At 57.5% G+C, this 4,074-nt stretch carries 5 protein-coding genes and 1 pseudogene; 5 read left to right on the plus strand and 1 reads right to left on the minus strand.

Annotation, left to right across the window (positions count from 1 at the left end; all coding sequences use genetic code 11):
• The 4 genes and pseudogenes from G556_RS10630 to G556_RS0107400 all read left to right on the plus strand — a co-directional run.
• Window positions 1-758: pseudogene (locus tag G556_RS10630) on the plus strand (ATP-dependent helicase); the annotation flags it as partial.
• Window positions 749-1,207 carry an ArpU family phage packaging/lysis transcriptional regulator gene (locus tag G556_RS0107390; RefSeq protein WP_028822310.1) on the plus strand — a complete coding sequence of 153 codons (459 nt, stop codon included), beginning with the start codon at window positions 749-751 and terminating at the stop codon, window positions 1,205-1,207. The pseudogene G556_RS10630 and the gene G556_RS0107390, both read left to right, overlap by 10 nt.
• Before the next feature lie 139 nt (window positions 1,208-1,346).
• Window positions 1,347-1,724, plus strand: coding sequence for an HNH endonuclease (locus G556_RS11320; protein ID WP_028822311.1), 378 nt, complete (start codon window positions 1,347-1,349; stop codon window positions 1,722-1,724).
• 260 nt (window positions 1,725-1,984) lie between these two features.
• Window positions 1,985-2,557, plus strand: coding sequence for a P27 family phage terminase small subunit (locus G556_RS0107400; RefSeq protein ID WP_028822312.1), 573 nt, complete (start codon window positions 1,985-1,987; stop codon window positions 2,555-2,557).
• A gap of 27 nt (window positions 2,558-2,584) precedes the next feature.
• On the opposite strand, the gene G556_RS0107405 is transcribed toward G556_RS0107400, so the two are convergent.
• On the minus strand, window positions 2,585-2,788 hold the full coding sequence (locus tag G556_RS0107405; RefSeq protein WP_036916224.1) for a glycine zipper domain-containing protein: 204 nt from the start codon (window positions 2,786-2,788) through the stop codon (window positions 2,585-2,587).
• A 111-nt stretch (window positions 2,789-2,899) separates the two neighbouring features.
• Here G556_RS0107405 and metK point away from each other — a divergent pair.
• The coding region (gene metK, locus G556_RS0107410) for a methionine adenosyltransferase (RefSeq protein ID WP_028822314.1) at window positions 2,900-4,074 on the plus strand (1,175 nt) is incomplete at its 3' end.

The following is a 4,074-nucleotide window of genomic DNA, read 5'->3' on the forward strand; positions in this document are numbered from 1 at the left end:
CCTATAAGCCACGCGTGGGTGCTGAGGATGAGATCTATGCGGCGATTGGTGACATGACGTTGTCGATGAGAACCACCGACCACCTGCAGCTACCAAAACTGACGGTGACGACAATGCCTGTGGTGCTGTATCCGAAAGAACGACGCGTGTATGAGCAGTTGAAATCTGATCTTGTCCTCGACCTCGGTGAGGCGACAATCGACGCTGCGAATGCTGCTGCATTGTCGGGCAAATTGCTGCAGTTGGCGTCGGGTGCGATCTACACCGGTGATGGTCAGTGGACGGCGGTTCACGAGCGGAAGCTCGACGCTCTCGAAGACCTCATCGAGGCAGCCAACGGTTCGCCGCTGCTGGTGGCCTATTGGTTTACCCATGACCGCGAACGTATCACCGCCCGCTTCCCACAGGCTCGCGAACTCAAAACGAGCGCGGATATCGAGGCGTGGAACAGAGGCGAGATTGCGCTTGGGCTGATCCACCCAGCATCGGCTGGCCACGGGCTGAACTTGCAGGCGGGTGGGCACCTACTGGTGTGGTTCTCGCTCACGTGGAGCTTGGAGCTTTACCAGCAGACCAACGCACGGCTTTATCGGCAAGGACAGTTAGAGCCGGTCACGATCACGCATCTTGTTGCGGAAGGGACGCTCGATGAAGCCGTGCTCAAAGCTCTTGATGCGAAAGACGCTACTCAGGCTGCGTTGATTGACGCGGTCACAGCAGAAATCACAACCACTGAAAGGACAAGCTCATGCATGTGATGACCAAATACCTCGACACAAGGAAAGCCGCGATCGCGGCGTTGCAGGATTATGCGGTGATGGAACAGATCATCGAGAGTACCGACGAGCAGATCAAGGCGGCTTACGCTGACGCGGCAAGCCCAGCATCCCCACGCATGGACGGCACACCACCATCAGGCAACCTCCACGCTTCGGAGAACAGGATCGTCGCGAGCATTGAGCGAATCGACGCCTACAAGGCTCGCTACCTACAGGCCCGCCAGTACATGGACTGGTTCTTGCCTGCGTGGGAAGTCATCGCTGAAGACGACCGCTTCATCCTCGAAGGCTTCTTCCTCAGCGAGGGGACACAAGATGAGAAGGTATCGATGATCGCCGATCACTTCTACGTCGAGCGTGACACGGTCTATCGGCGCAAGAACCGGGCCCTCGACAGGTTCGCCACTGCCTTATACGGACAGCTCTAGCGTTAGCCGGTATCCGAAACATGCGATAGAAAACCGCATATCGGTGTGAGAACATGTAAGTGGTTGAAAACTAGGAGAAGCCCCAAGAACCCACACGGGAACTTGGGGCTTCACCACATCCTGGGGGAAGGAGTCAGCGATGCCGGTCAAACCAGCCCGCCCGTGCTCCCATCCTGGTTGCCCTGAGCTCACCCGTGAACGCTACTGCGAGGCCCACGCGAAGGCAGAAGACGCCCGGTATCGGAAGTATCGGCGTGATCCGAAGATCAACCGCCGCTACGGCGCGCGGTGGCGTAAGATCCGCGCCGCCTACGTCGCCGCCCATCCGCTCTGCGAGGACTGCCTCGAACAAGGCAAGTACACGCCTGTCCAAGAGGTCCATCACGTTCTCCCGCTCGAACATGGTGGCACCCACGACTTTGAGAACCTCCGTTCGCTGTGCAAGCCCTGCCACTCCAGGCAGAGTGCGCTTGATGATGATCGGTGGAGGCAACAACCTCGGGTCTACACGTATTGACGAACCTGCACGTTGGCCGCTGTCGCGTCGAAGTTCTGGAACCTCAAAGATGCCCATCTTGATGGTGTTCGTTGGACACGAGCCAACGTCGAAAGCCTGGTGAGGGGTAGGGGAGGTCGAATCTTTCACGCCTTGTCAGAGGTCAGCGGGCGGGGCCAACCGTGCACAAAAAGACCGAATCAAACGAGGTATTGACCCGAACGCATTTTTGAAGGCCGCTTTTCTGGCCGCAACAGAGCCAGAAAGGAGGCCTGTTAACCGTGGCGAAAGACGGCACTAACCGTGGTGGTCGCCGGGTGCGGGCTGGCGCGAAACCCGACCCCCTCAACGAGAAGTTGGCTAAGGGTTTGCCAGCTACCCGGCTGGAGGATCCGCTAGCGAGCCCTTTCGATTTCGAAGGTGCCGATGTTGGTGAGGGCGCGGTGTTGGCTGGTGAGGTCATGCCGGAGCCTTCCGAGTATCTGTCGGAGGTTCAGCGGGATGGTAAACCCCTCGGTGCTGATTTGGTGTATCGGGAGACGTGGCGGTGGTTGGATGAGCGTGGCTGCACGAGGTTTGTTTCTAAGCGCCTGGTTGAGGCTTACGCGCAAGCTTTCGCCCGCTACGTGCAGTGCGAACAAGCAATAAGCAAGTTCGGTCTGCTCGGTAAGCACCCCACGACAGGTGCCGCTATCGCCTCGCCGTTCGTTGCGATGTCCCAGTCGTTTGGTAAGCAGGCGAATGTGTACTGGTATGAGATTTTTGAGGTTGTGCGCGCTAACTGCACTAGTGACTATTCGGGTGCGGCTCCGGGTGATGAGGTTATGGAGCAATTGTTGAAAGCTCGCTCCTAGTGGGATGGTTTTAGGTTCTACCGAAGGTTAGTTGGAGGATTTTGTTTCGCTGAAGGCTGCCCCTAGGGCAACTCCTATGCCGCTACCGATGGGTAGCCACAAACCAATATTGTGCGTGAAAACCCCGACGAGTACGCCGACCAGCATACCCGCGACCATCCCGTAGGCCACAGCCGAACCATCGTCGCCAGACGGTTTTTGCCGATCAGTGCCGGCAGTTTCATCTTCCATAGTTTTCAGTATCGCATAAAGCCCTGACCACACCGGGCTATCTTCACGCGCCGACTGCTCAGCTGCGGTCTTGTTCTTTTGTTTTCGTTTTCTAGTGAAAGGCCTGAACTAGTGTCTGTGGTTAAAACTGCTGAAGCTGTTTGTATCGGTCACCCCGATAAACTCTGCGACCTTATTGCTGATCAGATCCTCGACGACATCCTGTATGAGGATCGTAATGCCCGCGTGGCGGTTGAGGTCATGGCTGCCGGGCGGCGCATTATCGTAACCGGTGAGATCACCACGAAAGCGCGGGTCCGTGTCCGTGATTCTGTACGCACAGCACTCAGAGCTGCCGGCTATAAACCTTGGGGTTTCCTGGTGTATGTGTGGGTGCGTCACCAATCCCAAGACATTGGTGACGGCGTAACCACTTCGCTAGAAGCGTGCCTGGGCGACGAAACCGCGTATTCGCTGCAGGGTGCTGGTGATCAAGGAACCGTCTATGGTTACGCCTGCAACGAGACCCCAGAGCGGCTGCCCTTACCGTTGGTGTTGTCGCACAAGATTTGTCGGCGTTTGGATGAGGCGCGCGAGCAGGGCACGATCAAGGGCATCTTGTCGGACGGTAAAGCACAGGTTAGCGTGCGCTATGACGATGCGGGTAAGCCGCAAGCCATTGAAACGGTGGTGGTTTCCGTCCAGCACAGCGAACTAAAAGACGCCGATGAGTTGCGTCGTGAAATCACCTCGGCTGTTATCGGCCCGGCCTGCCAGTCATATCTGCCCGTCACTGGTGAGACGGTCATCTTGGTGAATCCGTCTGGGCGTTTCGTTGAGGGCGGGCCCAAGGCTGACACTGGTTTGACTGGTCGCAAGTTGATGGTTGATACCTATGGCGGGCTGGCGGGGCATGGTGGTGGCGCGTTTAGCGGTAAAGATGCCTCGAAGGTTGACCGGTCTGGTGCTTACATGGCTCGCCTGATCGCGAAAACGATAGTGGACGCCAGACTCGCTAGTGCGTGCCAGGTGGCGATTTCTTATGCGATTGGTAAGGCCGACCCGGTTGCTTTCAGCGTGGACACGCTCGGCACCGGCCAATACACCGACGAAATCATCACGGCTGCGGCACGGGATGTGTTTAATCTTCGTCCGGCAGCGATCATCGACCAGCTCGGACTGCGGGCTACTGGGTTTGTGCGGTATTCGACGTACGGGCATTTCGGTGAGCGCACCCGCAGGTGGGAAAACACCCTGCCATACGAGACCAAGCTACAGGAGGCGGTGAAGGCTCATGCAGCTCAAAA

This window comes from Propionimicrobium lymphophilum DSM 4903, assembly GCF_000423485.1.
GTDB lineage: Bacteria > Actinomycetota > Actinomycetes > Propionibacteriales > Propionibacteriaceae > Propionimicrobium > Propionimicrobium lymphophilum.